Raw genomic sequence first — 15014 nt, 5'->3', positions numbered from 1 at the left:
TTCGCTGGCTACCCGGTCGGTTTGGGCGAATACCGGGCGCCGCTCGGTAGTGCATGTCGCGCAAAAGCGCGACGCGCTTTAAGCGGCCTGTGCTCCACCTTCCCCTGAACTGCCTCAAGAAAAGTTGGCGGCCACTAGGCCATAGCTGTCGTCGTCTCTTTCAGGATGCCTCACTTGCCTGCTTTCCCGTTCTCCGAAGCGAACCCGATTCAATATCCCGGTCCCCCGCCGAAAAGTTCGGATGTGGTGATTATCGGCGGCGGCGTCATCGGCGTGACGACGGCGCTTTTTCTTGCGCGGCGCGACATCCCGGTGACGCTGGTTGAAAAGGGACGGATAGCGGCCGAGCAATCCTCTCGAAACTGGGGATGGATCAGAAAGCAGGGACGCGATGCGGATGAGCTGCCGATTGTGATCGAGGCATCGCGTCACTGGCGGCAACTGGCTGAGGAATGCGGCGAAGACATCGGCCTGAAGCAGACAGGTGTGACCTATCTGGCAAGCTCGGACGACAAAATGGCCGGCTTCGAAGAATTCATGAAGATCGCCGCCGCCCATAAGATCGATACTCGCCTTCTGAACGCCCAGGAAACCGCTGGTCTCATCGAAGGCATGTCAGGCAGTTTCAAGGGCGCGATGACGACACCTTCCGACATGCGGGCGGAGCCTTGGGTGGCCGTGCCCGCGCTCGCTCGGCTTGCGGCCCGCGAAGGCGTCAAGATCGTGGAGAATTGCGCGGCGCGAACCTTGGAAATCTCGGCCGGCAGGGTCAGCGGCGTGTGGACTGAGGCGGGTCACATCGCGACCTCCAGCGTTCTGCTCGCGGGCGGCGCCTGGTCCTCCCTCTTCCTGAGAAGACATGGTGTTTCCATACCCCAGCTCAGTGTCAGGTCGACCGTGGCTGCGACGGAGCCGATGCCTGAGATCCATGCCGGCGCCGCGGCAGCGGATCACATCGCCTTCAGGCGCAGGCAGGATGGTGGATACACGCTCGCTCCTGGAGGAGGCAGTTTGCTCTACGTCGGGCCTGACGCGTTCCGGCACGCGACGAAATACTTTCCCGCGCTCATGGCCAATCCGTTCGGGACACGCTACTCGCCGGCTGCGCCGGCGGGCTACCCGGATAGCTGGGCGACGCCGCGTCGCTGGGCGCCGGATTCTCAAAGTCCATTCGAGAGGATGCGGGTGCTCGATCCCGCCCCCGCCTCCTCTGGCCTTCGTTCGATCGAACGCAATTTCACGCGGCTTTTCCCGCAGCTCGGGCGAGTTCGCATCAAGGCCAGTTGGGCAGGCATGATTGACGCGATGCCGGACGTCGTCCCCATAGTGGACCGCGTACAGGCGATCGGCGGCCTTATCGTCGCGACGGGCATGAGCGGTCACGGCTTCGGCATCGGGCCGGGAATCGGTCGGGTCGTCTCCGACATGATCCAGGGAAATGAGATCGGGCACGATCTGACCCGCTTTCGCCTGTCGCGCTTTTATGACGGCAGCGCCATTCGGCCAGGCCCGGCCCTTTGAGCGTTCTGCAGCCAAGCGGGATCGCTTGACGCCTCAGAAATGCGGGCAAACAAAGAGATAGAGCACGGCGCTGAAGCTCCGCTCGTTGCTGATGGCGCCGAATATCGTGCTGGCTCTCGAAGTCCTTGCGCCGGAACCATTCCGCCATTGCCTCGTTCCGCCCAAGGGCCGAAAACGGGAGAGACAGATGGCTGTGAGATGTCGCGTTTCGATTGATGACGCCAGGGATGTGGACGAGCTCGCGTTCCAGGAACTGCCGCGGGTGGGTGAAAGCGTATCCATGCCGGTCGAAGGATCAAATATGGACCTTCGCGTTCTGCGTGTCGTGCATATGCCCGGCAGCGAGCAAGGCGCAACGACGAAGCTGGAACTGACCAGCAAGATCCTCTGAGCAGCACCCGTCTTTCTGGCTTACTCGCCCAATATGACGCCGGAGGCGACGATCTGGGCGGTTCGCGCGGTGAGCTTCTCGCGCTTTACGAGCGTAGGCTTTTCATAGGGCTTTTTCATCGCGCCGTTCCGGAACCGGGCTGCCTTGTGGTTGGTCAAGACAGTGAACGCGCTCGCATCGCTTGCGTTCCGGGCGGTGAGATTTCCCAGGCTTCAGCCGAAGCCAGTCTTCAAGCCCTCGCCAGCAGCGCCTCGACTTCCTGGAGCGTCGGCATGGAGGGCGCTGTGCCCGGGCGCGTCACCGAAATGCCGGCGACGGCGCAGGCAAAGCGCACCGCCTCAAGCGGCTCGATCCCTTTCGCAAGTGCCGCCGCCAGGCCCCCATTGAAGGCGTCGCCCGCTCCGGTGGTCTCGACCACCGGGCCGGCATCGACGGCGCCGACATGGTCGGAACGATCCTTGGTGTGCAGCAGCGCGCCCTTCTCGCCAAGCGTCACGATAACGGTGCCGACCCCCTTCGCCAGCAGATTGTCGGCGGCGCGGCGCGCATCGTCGATCGACGAGACTGTGATGCCGGTCAGTCCTTCGGCCTCGGACTCGTTGGGCGTGACGTAGTCGCAGAGCGTGTAGATACGCTCCGGCAGGCTGGCTGCCGGCGCTGGATTGAGGATCGTCGTCACCCCTGCCCCGCGCGCGACCTCAAGTGCCTTCAATGCTGCGTCGATCGGCTGCTCGAGTTGGGTGACGAAGACACCGGCCGAGCGGATCAGGCCGGCATGCGCCTCTATATCGGCGGGCGAGATCAGCATAGCCGCACCCGGACTGACGATGATGGCGTTGTTGCCGCTGCCCTCTTCCACAAAAATGTAGGCCGCGCCCGTGTAGCTGTCCGGCGTTTCGATCGCGGCGCTTTTCACGCTCGCCGCTTTCCAGGTCTGCCTGGCCATGTCGGCGAAAGCATCGACGCCGAGCCTCGTCAGGAAAGTGATGTCGGCGCCGAGCTTGCCGGCGGCCACGGCCTGGTTCGAGCCCTTGCCGCCCGGCCCGAGCTTGAACGAGTTGCCGAGGATCGTCTCGCCCATGCGCGGCTGGCGGTCGGCGCGATAGGCGGTGTCGGCGACGAAGACACCCAGGATAACGACGGGCTTGCCGGCGGCCATCTCCTTACTCCGCGTCCGGCGGAATGACGCCCTTGCGGAAGGCGAAGCAGCCATAGAAGCGGCGTTCGCCTGTCTGGATGACGCAGTAGGCCTTCTTGGCGCGCTCGTAGAAGGCGTAGCGTTCGATCGAGATCATCGGCCAAGCCTTGCCCTCGGCCGCATCGATCTCCTTCTGCACCTCCTTCTGCACCGGCGGGATCTCGTTCGGCTTGCCGACGATCTCCATTCGGGCGGCCGCGTCGTTGACGAAGCTGTCCAGCGGATAAAGCGACAGAACCGCCTTCGCCACCTCGGCCGCCGGCGCATCGATGCGCAGCAGCTTGCCGAGCACGGTCTGCTTGGCAACGGAGTCGGATGGGAAATTGGTGTCGGCGATGATCAGGTCGTCGCCGTGGCCCATCGCCCGCAGCGCCTGGAGCACGTCGGCATTGAGCAGCGGATTGATCCCTTTGAGCATGGTTTCCTCTTGGAAGTCTGTTTGCGGTCTGGAGCAATTCCAGGAAAAGTGTGAGCGGTTTTCCGTCCGGAATTGCGTAAGGCTCTAGAGACGCTTGCCGGTCCCTGCGTCGAAGAGATGGACGTGATCGAGCCGCGGCCTGAGCTTCAACGTATCTCCCGGCTTGAAGTCGTGACGCTCACGAAACAGCGCCACCATCTCGCCCTCGCCGAAGCGCACGAACACCAGCGTCTCCGAGCCTGTCGGCTCGACCACCGAAATCGTGGACGCGACGCCGTCGGGATGGATTTCCAGGTGCTCCGGCCGCACACCGTAGACGACGGCCTGTCCGTCCTCGGTCGAAATGCCGGCAGGCATCGGAAAGGCCGAGCCTGCAATGTCAACCACGGGCTTCTCACCCTTTTTCAGGGTGCCCTTGAGCAGGTTCATCGCCGGCGAGCCGATGAAGCCGGCGACGAACAGATTGGCAGGCCGGTCGAACAGTTCCAGCGGCGCGCCGACCTGCTCGATGCGGCCATCGCGCATCACCACGATCTTGTCGGCCATGGTCATGGCCTCGATCTGGTCGTGCGTGACGTAGATGGTGGTGGTCTTCAGCCGCTGGTGCAGTTCCTTGATCTCGGTGCGCATCTGCACGCGCAGCTTGGCGTCGAGGTTCGAGAGCGGCTCGTCAAACAGGAACACCTGCGGATTGCGCACGATGGCGCGGCCCATGGCGACACGCTGGCGCTGGCCGCCGGAAAGCTGGCGTGGATAGCGCTTCAGATAGGGGGCAAGGTCGAGGATATCGGCCGCCCGCTTCACCCGCTCGGCGACCACGGCAGGATCGGTGCCGCGCAGCTTCAGCGCGAATGCCATGTTCTGCTCCACCGTCTTGTGCGGATAGAGAGCGTAATTCTGGAACACCATCGCGATGTCGCGCTTTGCCGGCGGCAGGTTGTTGACGACGCGGTCGCCGATCGAAATCGTTCCGCCCGAGACCGTTTCCAGCCCCGCCACCATCCTCAAGAGCGTGGATTTGCCGCATCCCGAAGGGCCGACCAGCACAACGAATTGGCCGTCGGCAATGTCGACGCTGACCTCATGCAGAACCTTGACGGTTCCGAATGCCTTGGCCACATTGGTGATAGCGACTTGAGCCATTGTCTCCCCTATCTTTTTCGGTGAAGCTAGCCATTGCCAACGGCAAGGGCAAGTCGGTATCTTATAGATAAAAAGCCATTCTTGTTGACAAGGTAATCGATTACGCGAATAGTTGCGAGTGCCAGTCCGACAGCCGGTCCCTGTCCCGGAAAATCGGAGTTGCAGGCGACGCAGGGTGGGGTCCCACGTCCCCCTATGGTATAGGAGAACCGCAGACGTTTCGGCGTCCGAGAGATTGGCAAAATCAATTCACGACTGAAGTTCTGGGAGGAACCTTGAGATGAGAGTCGACCTTTACGAAAAACTGGTGCGGGCCGGGGCGACCCGCCGCGACTTGTTGAAGGGCGCCGCCAGCATGGCCGCGCTCGCCGCGGCGTCCGGCGCCGGGCTCGGCGCGCTGACGAGGCCGGCTGCTGCGGCCGACGATCTGCGCGCGAAACTTCTGCAGATACCGGGCGTCGGCAAGGGCCAGCCGACGGATGCCGACTTCCAGAAAGTCGGCGAACTTTGCCTGGAAGCGACCAAGGCCAACGTCAAGGAAGGTGAATTCGCCGGCGTCGAACTCACCTTCATGGGCCTCAACAACCAGAACCTGCATAACGTGCTGTTCCGCGGTTTCCTGAAGCCGTGGGAAGCTTACACCGGCGCCAAGATCAATTGGATCGATCTGGCACAGGCCGACTACAATCCACGCCTGCAACAAGCCATCGCAACCAATACGATCGATTTCGATATCCTGGAGATGGGCGCGCCCTTCGAAGGCGATGTCTGCGGCAAGGGCCTCACTTCCGAAATGCCGGACTGGGTCAAGAAGCAGATCGACATGGATGACCTGGTGGCGTACCTCAAGCCGCCTGTCGGCACCTGGAACGGCAAGCAGTATCGCGTGACCGTCGACGGCGATACTCATAATTTCAACTACCGCACCGACGTGTTCTCCGACGCCGATCTGGCGGCAGCCTGGAAAGCCGACTCCGGCGACAAGGCAGGCCTGGCGGAATGGGGCGTGCCGAAGACCTGGCAGCAGGTGCAGGCCGTGACCAAGTTCCTCAAGGGCAAGCAGGTGAAAGGCCAGGACGTCTATGGCTACCTCGACGCGCCCAAGCCCTGGGGCGGCTTCGGCTTTTACTTCCTCGGCAGCCGCGCCACCGCCTATGCCAAGCACCCGGACGACAAGGCCTGGCTGTTCGATCCAGATACGATGAAGCCACGCGTCAACAACCCGGCCTGGGTGCGGGCGATCCAGGACGTGATCGACGCGCTGCCTTTCGAACCGCAAGATCAGATCAACGCCGACCCGAACCAGACCTGTTTCTCGCAATTCCTGGGAGGCACCGGTTCGATGCTGGCTTGGTGGGGCGACGCAGGCTCGAATGCCAAGACCAACGATGCTTCGGTTGTCGGGGACGTTACTGGTTTCTCGATCCTGCCGGGCTCGGACGACGTCTACAATTCCAAGACCGGCAAGTGGGACAAGCTCGCCAGCGGACCGAACTATGCGCCGAACTGCGCCTATCTCGGCTGGGGTGTCTATGTCATGGCGCGCGTCGACAGCGACGAGAAGAAGAAGAAGGCGGCATGGTCGGCGGCGGCCCATCTCGGCGGCAAGGATTTGTCGCTGTGGTGCGCGGCCTATCCATCGGGCTTCCAGCCCTACCGCAACTCCCATTTCAACATTCCGGAATGGGTGGCGGCCGGCTATGACGAGGCCTTCATCAGCTCGTATCTGAAGTCGGAAGGCGACTCTTATAACCATCCGAACGCGGCGATCGAGCCGCGCATCCCCGGCATCTTCCAGTACTACAGCGCCGCCGAGGACATCCTGGCCAACACTTTCGCCGGCAAGATGAAGGCGCAAGAAGGTGCGGATGCCATCGCTGCCGCCTGGGAGAAACTGACCGACCAGATCGGCCGCGAGAACCAGATCAAGCTCTACAAAGCCTCGCTCGGCATGTAGGCTGTCTCAAGAGAAGTCGCGGCCCGGCGACACCTCGTCGCCGGGCCGTATGTTGACCGGCTCTGGCCGGTGGGTTGAGCAAGAGGCGACAGGCGTGGCTGACCAGACTTCGACCGCCAATGCGTGGCCGGCAAATTCCACAGCGGCCGATCTGATCCCGCCCGGCCGCAAGCGCCTCGGCTGGGCTCTGCTGACTGCCGCGACGCTCGTGCTGCTGGCGGCGATCGTGATGCAGATCCTCTACAAGACCGAAGTCGACACGGTCGGCTTCTATACTTGGCGCCCCGTGGTCTACGCCTATGTGCTGTGGGGCGTGGCGCTTGGCGCCTGGCAGGTGCTGACGCGCGGCGAGGACGGCCAGCGCGCGCTGTTCCTGCTGCCGGCACTGCTCTTCACCATTGCCATGGTGATCTTCCCGACGCTGTTCGGCTTCTATATCGCGCTGACCGACTGGAACCTTAGCTCCTTTTCCGGCCGCAGGTTCAACGGGCTCGACAATTTCTGGCAGATGCTGGGAGACCCCTACTACCGCAATGCGCTGTTCAACATGGTGCTCTATGTGCTGGCGGTTCTGGTCGAATATGTCATCGCCTTCGGATTGGCGCTGCTGCTCAACGCGCAGATCCGCGCCAGGAAATTCTTCCGCGTGGTCTTCCTGCTGCCGCTGATGCTGTCGCCGGTCGCCGTCTCCTGGATGATCGGCAAGTCGCTGATGGAATACCGCTTCGGACCGGCGGCGACGTTGGCACGGCATCTCGGCTGGGACAATCCCGCTTTCTTCTCCGACCCGGTCATCGCGCGCATCTCGATCATGGTGCTCGACGCCTGGACCTTCATCCCGTTCATGATGATCATGCTGCTCGCCGGCCTGCAGGCCATGTCGCGCGAGGTGATCGAGGCGGCTCGCGTCGATGGCGCAAATACCTGGCAGACCTTCTGGCAGGTAACCTTCCCGCTGATGCTGCCGGTGTCGGTGACCGCGGTGATCCTGCGCATCATCTTCAAGCTCAAGCTTGCCGACATCATCATCACGGTGACGTCCGGCGGCCCCGGCGGCGCCACCGATTCCGTTTCGAGCTTCATCTACCGCGAGTATCGCGACCGCTCGAATGTCGGCTATGGCACCATGCTGGCCATGGCCTATCTCGTCATCATCATCGTGTTCGTCACCTGGCTGCTGAAGCTCGCCAGCCGCTTCGTGCGCAACGTCAACTGAGCGGCATCATGAGCGTCCAGACCACCGACTACACCGTTTCCGAGATCCGCTCACCGGCGGGCTTCATCACCAGCCGCGTCTTCATCTACGGCGCGCTGGTGTTCTGGTCCTTCGTCTGCCTGTTCCCGATCTACTGGACCATCACCACCTCCTTCAAATCGGCGGTCGACGTCACACAAGGGCACCTCATCCCCTTTGTCGACTTCCAGCCCGACTGGAAAGGCTGGCGCTCGCTCGGCCTGTCGCCGGATTCGATCTTCCAGACCTCGACCGTGCGCGACGAATTCCTCAAGCGCTTCATGAATTCGGTCATCACCTCGGTCGGCGCATCGAGCCTCGCCATTGTCATCGGCAGCCTCGCCGCCTACGGCCTCACCCGCTACCGCTATCACTTCGCCTGGTTCAAGAACGAGGACATATCCTTCTTCTTCCTGTCGCAGCTGATCCTGCCGCCGGTCGTGCTGGCGCTGCCTTTCCTGGTGCTCTACCGGGAAGTGGCGCTGCTCGACACACGCATCGGGCTCGTGCTCCTCTACACGCTGATGGTGCTGCCGATCGTCATCTGGATCATGCGCGACCAGTTCAACTCCATTCCCGTCGAGCTTGAGGAGGCGGCGCTGGTCGACGGCTTGTCGATCTGGGGCGCCTTCTTCCGCATCGTCATGCCGATCGCGCTTCCCGGTATGGTCGCCGCCTTCATCCTGGCTATGGTGCTCTGCTGGAACGAGTATTTCTTCGCTGCCCTTCTCACCTCGACCGATGCCAAGACCATCCCCGTCATGGTGGCGAGCCAGACCGGCTCGCAAGGCATCAACTGGTGGTCGATGGCAGCCCTTGCCACCGCGGCGATCGCACCGCTGGCGATCATCGGCATCGCGCTCGAGCGTTATCTCATCATGGGCATGACGGCGGGCTCGGTGAAATAGCGAGGACTCGACCGACGCCTCACGCATGTCGCCCAAAGCGGGCCGGTTAGTCCGCCGCTATATAGCTTCGGCTGGCGCAAAGAAGCAGTTCTCGTGCTCCTCGGTCGGATGCAAGCAGATGTGAAAGTTGTCATCACCGGACGGAATGACACTGTCGTAAGGAACGAGATAGCGGTTCTGGTGAGTGACCTTCCGATGATCTCCCGGCCGCAGGATGATCACGTAGCCATCCGGGCTTGGCGTGACAGTGGCGCTGGGGATACTGCTGCATTCGCCTGTCATTGAATCGCCGTGACAGCAGGCCGGCGGATAAGTCCAGCCACTGCTGGCGCCGTGCGCAAACGCAGAGACATCCTGGAGCGCTGCAGCCGTGGCGACTACGCCTGCAAACCTCGCTCCGCGTCGTATCCCGGCCGCGTTCACTGAAAGCCCCTGAGGCTCCGAGCACAATTGGCGCTACAATATACCTTATTCGGACTTACTAATATATTGGTTAGAGGACTTCCTGATATCCTCCTTCAAAAAGAACCCGACTAGGCAGAAAGCGTCGTCCGCAAATGCTCCAGGATCATGGCGACGCCCTTTTGCCCGAGCTCGGCCGACGCCTCCGGCGCGCTCTTCGTGTACCAGCCGGTATTGTCCGCGAAATGGGCTGCATCCACCGCTTCGGGGCATAGCGCCAGCATCAGCGACGTCTCGCCGATGCCGGCATGGTCGAACGGGTATTTGCCGCTCATGGCGGCCGGCATCAGCGGATGCACCTGCACCCAGTTGAAGACGTTCTCGCCCTGGGCATGGCCGGCATAGTAGTCGGCCATCTTGTCGGAGCCCCACCAGCCCTCGCCGCGCTCCTTTTCCAGGAAGCGGAAGATCGCCTGCCTGCCGGCAGTCTTGAAGGCGAGATCGGTCGGCATGCCGGCAACAAAATTCTCGGTCTGGTGATGGATGATGGCGTGGATGTTGCGGAAGCCGACGCGCAGCAGGCCGTAGAACAGCTCCTCGGCGAAAGGCGCCAGCACCGGACCGCCGACCTGCAGCGAGCCGCTGCCTTCGGGCGGCGCCACGGCATAGCTCGCCGCGCCGTAGTAGAAGGGCGGCAGGATGACGATGTCCCTCTCCTTCTCGAAGCGTTCCAGCGTCTTGACGACCGCCAGTGTATCCATGCCGACCGCCATATGCTCGCCATGGTATTCGAGCACGCCGAGCGGCAGCGCGACCGGCCAGTTCCCCTCGATCGCCTTGCGTATCTGGTGCGGCAGCATCAGCTCGTAGCGCATGTCCCTACTCCATGTTGGTGTGCCGGGCGCGCATTGCCTCCGCCGTCGCGCCGGTCAGCGCCTTGAGCTTCAGCACCATCACCTCGAACAGCAGGAACAGCGCCCCTTCGAACAGCGAGCCCATCGGCAGCACCGAAGTTTTTGCCGCGCCCTGGTCGCTGGCCATGGTCTGGGCCGGAACGAGCAGCGTGAAGTCGGCGAGCTTCGCCGCGCTGCCGGCCGGTTCGGCCGTCAGCAGCAGCACCTTGGCGCCGGCCGCGCGGGCCACCCGCATCAAGGCGAGAACGGTGGTGGTCTCGCCCGGCCCGGAACTTGCAAGCAAGACATCGCCCTGCGCGAGCGGCGGCGTGGTCATGTCCCCGACCACCGCGACAGGCAGGCCGAGATGGTGGAGCCGCATGGCGAAGCCTTTGACCTGCAGCGCTTCGCGGCCGCAGCCATAGACGACGATCTTGCCGGCGCCGGCAAGCATTTCGCAGGCGGCGTCGACCCGGCCGTCATCGACGCGCCTCACCACGGCGCCAAGCTCGTCCAGCGCGATCTCGAATATCTCCGACCCGGCTTGCGTCATGTCAATTCGTCCTGTCTGCCGAAGGTTGGAAACACTTGATTTTGTTCATGCTATCACCGCGAAAATTCGCGTCCAAGGAGCCTCGGCGCTTTTGCTGTACCGCCAGCGTGATAGTGTCATGTCAGACAAATCAATCCGGGACATCGTGAGCTATGAAGACACGGCATTTCGACCGCATCGGCAATGGCGGCATCACCTTCACCGAGCTCGGCTTCGGCACCGCTCCGCTCGGCAACCTCTACCGCGCCGTCTCCGATGAGGACGCCCATGCCACGCTGGAGGTGGCATGGGAGACCGGCTGCCGCTACTTCGACACCGCGCCTCTCTATGGCCTCGGCCTGTCGGAAACCCGGCTCAACCCCTTCCTGCGCGGCAAGAAGCGGGACGACTATGTGCTGTCGAGCAAGGTCGGTCGCATCATGCGCGTCTGCCCGCCCGACCAGCGCACCGGCATCGGCAAGTTCTTCGACACACCCTCGCGCAAGGAAGTCTACGACTACAGCTATGACGGCGTGATGCGTTCCTTCGAGGCCTCGCTGGAGCGTCTCGGCGTCGATCGCATCGACATCCTCTACGTGCACGATGTCGACATCTTCACCCATGGCAGCAAGGAGGCGTCGGACCTGCGCATCGAGGAATTCATGTCCTCTGGCTATTACGGGCTGCTTTCGCTGCGCGACCAGGGCGTGATCAAGGCCTTCGGCGGCGGCATCAACGAGTGGCAGGTCTGCCAGACGCTCGCAGAGCGTGGCGATTTCGACCTCTTCCTGCTTGCTGGCCGCTATACGCTGCTCGAGCAGGAAGCGCTGGGCTCGTTCCTGCCGCTCTGCGAAAAGCGCGGCATCGGCATCGTTCTCGGCGGCCCTTACAATTCCGGCATCCTGGCGACGGGGCCGAAGCCTGGCGCTTTCTACAACTACACCGAGGCGCCAAAGGACGTGCTGGACCGCGTGGCGCGCATCGAGGCGGTCTGCAAGCGCCATGGCGTGCGGCTGATCGAGGCCGCATTGCAGTTCCCGCTGCAGCATCCATCCGTGATGTCGGTGATCCCCGGCGGCCAGCGGCCGGCCGAGGTCGAAAGCAATCGCGCGCTGCTTGACGTCAAGATCCCGGCGGCCCTGTGGGCGGATCTCAAGCAGGAAGGCCTGATGCGCGCCGACGCGCCGACCGCCTGACTCCAGATATCCTGCCGCCGCAGGGCAAAAGAAAAGCCGGGCAAGCCCGGCTTTTCTGGCTTTTCTGATAAAGAAAAAAGGTCTTAGTTGACCGCGTCCTTGAGGCCCTTGCCGGCCGAGAACTTCGGCACGGTGCGCGCCGGAATCTTCACTTCCGCGCCGGTCTGCGGGTTGCGGCCGGTCGAAGCAGCGCGTTTTGACACGGTGAAATTTCCGAAGCCGACAAGCCGGACATCGCCGCCCTTCTTCAGTTCGCCAGTGATCACGGAGAACACCGCATCGACGGCGGACTGCGCATCAGCCTTCGAAATGCTTGCGGAGTCGGCGACAGCGGACACCAGTTCGTTCTTGTTCATCAAAATTCCCTTCCATGAGAAAACCGGAACTACGACTCATCCGGCAGGAAACGGACTTTAGAAAGAAGCGTTGAGGAACCCAAGCCGAAAACCGCAGAATTCCGGGCTTTTTTGCACTTTTTCGGAGATTTTTCACATGAAAAAGCCGGGCTGGAAGCCCGGCTCTCTCTTTGTGCGCTGCAACGTTAGAACATTCTAATGAGCAAGTGATTTCCCGGCCTCGTCGCCGGCATCCACGCCGGTTGGCGGAACCACCGGCTCGACCCACTCGATCGGCTCCGGCATCCTGACCAGCGCGTGCCTCAGCACCTCGCCGACCCGCGACACCGGAACGATCTCCATGCCGTTCTTCACATTGTCCGGAATCTCCGCCAGATCCTTGACGTTTTCTTCCGGGATCAGCACCTTCTTGATGCCGCCACGCAGTGCGGCAAGCAGCTTCTCCTTCAGACCACCGATCGGCAAGATGCGGCCGCGCAGCGTTATCTCACCTGTCATCGCCACATCAGCCCGGACCGGAATGCCCGTCAGGACCGAGACGATGGCCGTGGCCATGGCGGCACCTGCAGACGGGCCATCCTTCGGCGTAGCGCCTTCCGGCAAGTGCACGTGGATGTCGCGCTTGTCGAACAGCGGCGGCTCGACGCCGAAATCGATGGCGCGCGAGCGGACGTAAGAAGCCGCCGCCGAGATCGATTCCTTCATCACGTCGCGCAGATTGCCGGTCACCGTCATGCGGCCCTTGCCGGGCATCATGACGCCTTCGACCGTCAGCAGCTCGCCGCCGACTTCCGTCCAGGCGAGACCTGTGACCACGCCAACCTGATCGTCAGCCTCGACCTGACCGAAGCGGAAGCGCGGAACGCCGAGATAGTCGGCGAGGTTGTCCGCCGTGATCTTCACCGTCTTCTTCTTCGTCTTCAGGATCTCGGTCACCGCCTTGCGCCCGAGCTTCATCAGCTCGCGCTCCAGGCTGCGCACGCCGGCTTCCCTTGTGTAGGTCTGGATGATGCCGCGGATCGCGTCCTCGCCGACCGAGAACTCGTTCGGCTGCAGGGCGTGGTCGCGGATCACCTTGGGCATCAGGTGCCGCTTGGCGATCTCGATCTTCTCGTCCTCGGTATAGCCGGCGATACGGATGATCTCCATGCGGTCCATCAGGGGCGCAGGGATGTTCAGCGTGTTCGCCGTCGTCACGAACATCACGCTCGACAGGTCGTATTCCACCTCGAGGTAATGGTCCATGAACGTCGAGTTCTGCTCCGGATCGAGCACCTCGAGCAGGGCCGACGACGGGTCGCCGCGGAAGTCCTGGCCCATCTTGTCGATCTCGTCGAGCAGGAAGAGCGGATTGGACTTCTTGGCCTTCTTCATCGACTGGATGACCTTGCCGGGCATCGAGCCGATATAGGTCCGCCTGTGGCCGCGGATCTCGGCCTCGTCGCGCACGCCGCCGAGCGCCATGCGGATGAACTCGCGGCCGGTCGCCTTGGCGATCGACTTGCCGAGCGAGGTCTTGCCGACGCCGGGCGGGCCGACGAGGCACAGGATCGGCCCCTTCAGCTTCTTCTGGCGGCTCTGCACGGCGAGATACTCGACGATGCGCTCCTTGACCTTGTCGAGGCCGAAATGGTCGGCGTCGAGCACGTTCTGCGCGAAGGCGAGATCCTGCTTGACCTTGGAGTTCTTGCCCCACGGGATCGACAGCAGCCAGTCGAGATAGTTGCGCACGACGGTGGATTCAGCCGACATCGGCGACATCGACCGCAGCTTCTTCAACTCGGCTTCCGCCTTCTCGCGGGCCTCCTTGGAGAGCTTGGTCTTCTTGATGCGCGCCTCGATCTCGGCGGCCTCGTCGCGGCCGTCCTCGCCCTCGCCGAGCTCCTTCTGGATCGCCTTCATCTGCTCGTTGAGGTAGTACTCGCGCTGCGTCTTCTCCATCTGGCGCTTGACTCTGCTGCGGATGCGCTTCTCCACCTGCAGCACGGAGATCTCGGCTTCCATGAAGCCCATCGCCTTCTCGAGACGCTCCTTGATGGAGAGCGTGGCGAGCATTTCCTGCTTCTCGGGGATCTTGATGGCGAGATGCGAGGCAACGGTGTCGGCAAGCTTCGAGTAATCGTCGATCTGGCTGGCCGCGCCAACAACTTCGGGCGAGATCTTCTTGTTCAGCTTGACGTAGTTTTCGAAGTCGGTGACGACCGAGCGGGCAAGCGCTTCGATCTCGACCTCCTCCTCCTCTGGCTCGACCAGCGCGGTGGCGCGGGCTTCGTGGAAGTCGGCACGGTCGGTGAACGAGACGATCTTGGCGCGCGACGCGCCCTCGACAAGCACCTTCACGGTGCCATCGGGAAGCTTCAGGAGCTGCAGCACATTGGCGAGCGTGCCGATGTCGAAAATGGCATCGGGCTCAGGATCGTCGTCGGCTGCATTCATCTGGGTGGCAAGCAGGATCTGCTTTTCCTGACCCATCACTTCTTCCAGCGCCTTGATCGACTTTTCGCGCCCGACAAAGAGCGGGACGATCATGTGCGGGAACACGACGATATCGCGCAGTGGGAGGACTGCGAAAACGCCGTCGCCGGAAGCCTTGGATATCTTGGCCATTGTCCAACCTTTCATGTCGCGGCCGCTAATTTTAGCCAACCGCGAATCTCATATTAACGACCGAGTGTCGTTCCGCCTACCACCGTTTGTGACGGGAGTTTTACAGCACAGAATTCGGCGCTTCGGCCTTCCGCTGTTAGGTGGATGCGGGCGGAGCAAAGATCAAGGGTTAACATGGTCCGCTCATCCACTCCGTCACCTGCCGATACCCCCTTCACAGCAAAACGGCGCCACGCGGGCGCCGTTCCATGAAAAAAT

The 15014-nt window shown here is 62.5% G+C and carries 14 protein-coding genes; 6 read left to right on the top strand and 8 right to left on the bottom strand.

Annotated elements, in window-relative coordinates; translation table 11 throughout:
* The first annotated feature begins 174 nt into the window (after window positions 1–174).
* Together ABID26_RS25230 and ABID26_RS25225 are read left to right on the top strand one after the other, a co-directional pair.
* Window positions 175–1521, top strand: coding sequence for an NAD(P)/FAD-dependent oxidoreductase (locus ABID26_RS25230; RefSeq protein WP_292298993.1), 1347 nt, complete (start codon window positions 175–177; stop codon window positions 1519–1521).
* Window positions 1522–1606: 85 nt separating this feature from the next.
* On the top strand, window positions 1607–1912 hold the full coding sequence (locus tag ABID26_RS25225) for a hypothetical protein (RefSeq protein ID WP_245459951.1): 306 nt from the start codon (window positions 1607–1609) through the stop codon (window positions 1910–1912).
* A gap of 20 nt (window positions 1913–1932) precedes the next feature.
* Here ABID26_RS25225 and ABID26_RS25220 read toward each other — a convergent pair whose 3' ends face one another.
* The 4 genes from ABID26_RS25220 to ABID26_RS25205 form a co-directional block, all read right to left on the bottom strand.
* Complete coding sequence (locus ABID26_RS25220; protein ID WP_189394066.1) at window positions 1933–2031, bottom strand: putative RiPP precursor; 99 nt, start codon at window positions 2029–2031, stop codon at window positions 1933–1935.
* Between the two features lie 110 nt (window positions 2032–2141).
* The gene (gene rbsK / locus ABID26_RS25215; RefSeq protein ID WP_292298988.1) at window positions 2142–3071 is read right to left on the bottom strand and encodes a ribokinase; all 930 of its coding nucleotides are present in this window, start codon (window positions 3069–3071) and stop codon (window positions 2142–2144) included.
* A 4-nt stretch (window positions 3072–3075) separates the two neighbouring features.
* Window positions 3076–3528: an RbsD/FucU family protein gene (locus ABID26_RS25210; protein ID WP_126099934.1), complete on the bottom strand. Its 453-nt coding sequence runs from the start codon at window positions 3526–3528 to the stop codon at window positions 3076–3078.
* A gap of 84 nt (window positions 3529–3612) precedes the next feature.
* Window positions 3613–4671 (bottom strand): ABC transporter ATP-binding protein, encoded by a 1059-nt coding sequence (locus tag ABID26_RS25205; RefSeq protein WP_292298987.1) that lies wholly within the window; start codon window positions 4669–4671, stop codon window positions 3613–3615.
* A gap of 280 nt (window positions 4672–4951) precedes the next feature.
* Between ABID26_RS25205 and ABID26_RS25200 the strand changes: the two genes are divergently transcribed.
* The 3 genes from ABID26_RS25200 to ABID26_RS25190 are packed head-to-tail and all read left to right on the top strand — an operon-like array spanning window position 4952 to window position 8770.
* On the top strand, window positions 4952–6628 hold the full coding sequence (locus ABID26_RS25200; RefSeq protein WP_292298985.1) for an ABC transporter substrate-binding protein: 1677 nt from the start codon (window positions 4952–4954) through the stop codon (window positions 6626–6628).
* A gap of 49 nt (window positions 6629–6677) precedes the next feature.
* The gene (locus tag ABID26_RS25195) at window positions 6678–7844 is read left to right on the top strand and encodes a carbohydrate ABC transporter permease (protein ID WP_435528609.1); all 1167 of its coding nucleotides are present in this window, start codon (window positions 6678–6680) and stop codon (window positions 7842–7844) included.
* An 8-nt stretch (window positions 7845–7852) separates the two neighbouring features.
* Window positions 7853–8770: a carbohydrate ABC transporter permease gene (locus ABID26_RS25190; RefSeq protein WP_126099930.1), complete on the top strand. Its 918-nt coding sequence runs from the start codon at window positions 7853–7855 to the stop codon at window positions 8768–8770.
* Window positions 8771–9303: 533 nt separating this feature from the next.
* Here ABID26_RS25190 and ABID26_RS25185 read toward each other — a convergent pair.
* Window positions 9304–10047 (bottom strand): creatininase family protein, encoded by a 744-nt coding sequence (locus tag ABID26_RS25185; protein WP_292298983.1) that lies wholly within the window; start codon window positions 10045–10047, stop codon window positions 9304–9306.
* Window positions 10048–10051: 4 nt separating this feature from the next.
* Window positions 10052–10618 (bottom strand): 6-phospho-3-hexuloisomerase, encoded by a 567-nt coding sequence (hxlB, locus tag ABID26_RS25180; protein WP_126099928.1) that lies wholly within the window; start codon window positions 10616–10618, stop codon window positions 10052–10054.
* A 152-nt stretch (window positions 10619–10770) separates the two neighbouring features.
* Here hxlB and ABID26_RS25175 point away from each other — a divergent pair, with 152 nt between their 5' ends.
* The gene (locus tag ABID26_RS25175) at window positions 10771–11793 is read left to right on the top strand and encodes an aldo/keto reductase (protein WP_292298981.1); all 1023 of its coding nucleotides are present in this window, start codon (window positions 10771–10773) and stop codon (window positions 11791–11793) included.
* A gap of 83 nt (window positions 11794–11876) precedes the next feature.
* On the opposite strand, the gene hupB is transcribed toward ABID26_RS25175, so the two are convergent.
* Together hupB and lon are read right to left on the bottom strand one after the other, a co-directional pair.
* A complete protein-coding gene (hupB, locus tag ABID26_RS25170; RefSeq protein ID WP_027166452.1) occupies window positions 11877–12149 on the bottom strand; it encodes a DNA-binding protein HupB in 273 nt (90 codons plus the stop codon).
* Window positions 12150–12344: 195 nt separating this feature from the next.
* Complete coding sequence (gene lon / locus ABID26_RS25165; RefSeq protein WP_292298980.1) at window positions 12345–14756, bottom strand: endopeptidase La; 2412 nt, start codon at window positions 14754–14756, stop codon at window positions 12345–12347.
* Between the last annotated feature and the right edge of the window lie 258 nt (window positions 14757–15014).

Source organism: Mesorhizobium shonense, assembly GCF_040545255.1.
GTDB lineage: Bacteria > Pseudomonadota > Alphaproteobacteria > Rhizobiales > Rhizobiaceae > Mesorhizobium > Mesorhizobium shonense.
This window is presented reverse-complemented; position numbering and strand designations above follow the sequence as displayed.